The sequence below is a fragment of the Actinocorallia lasiicapitis genome (genome assembly GCF_054778695.1).
Window position 1 is genome coordinate 1 of sequence record NZ_BAAGZI010000878.1, and the last position, 631, is coordinate 631.

Annotated in this window: 1 protein-coding gene and 1 pseudogene; both read left to right on the forward strand. The window is 74.5% G+C overall.

Annotation, left to right across the window (positions count from 1 at the left end):
* A pseudogene (locus tag ACYVE7_RS35260) lies at positions 1–505 on the forward strand (hypothetical protein); the annotation flags it as partial.
* A gap of 44 nt (positions 506–549) precedes the next feature.
* Positions 550–631: universal stress protein (locus ACYVE7_RS35265; RefSeq protein ID WP_460371035.1), on the forward strand; the 82-nt coding region annotated here is incomplete at its 3' end.

Genomic DNA, 631 nt, shown 5'->3' on the forward strand with positions numbered 1-631 from the left:
CGCGGCCGCCGCGACCGCGGGCCTGCTCGTGCTGCTGTTCGCGCTCACCCCCGAGGCCCCCTACTCCTGGACGGTCGCCGGGCTCGTGCTCGGCGCGGTCGGCAGCGCCGTCTTCTACGCCGCGAACACCACGGCCGTGCTGGCCACCGTCCCCGCCGACCGGCTGGGCGTGGTCAACGGGCTCCGCCTCACCCTCCACTTCCTCGGCATCTCGCTGAGCACCGCCCTGTCCCTGACCCTGGTCACCTCCGCGCTGCCGGTGGGGGAGCGCGGCGTCCTGTACACCGGACGCGCCACCGGCCCCCTGCTGGACGATCTGTACTCCGGCTACCACCGCGCGTTCGTCGGCCTGCTGCTCGCGTCGACGCTGTCGGTCGTGGTGTCGGTGCTCAGCAGCCGTGAGGACCGGCGCGGCGGGGTTCCCGTCCGGGTCACGGTAAAGACAGGGTTATCGGGCGGACGAGATACCGGTCACCGCACGGACGGAAACCCGGGAACGGGGTAGGGAGCCGGAGGAGAGGCGGGTGGTGGGACGTGGACGAGGTGCTGGTGGGGGTCGACGGGTCGGCGCCGAGCCTGGCGGCGCTGGACTGGGCCGCCCACGAGGCCGCCCGGCGCGGCGCGCGGCTGC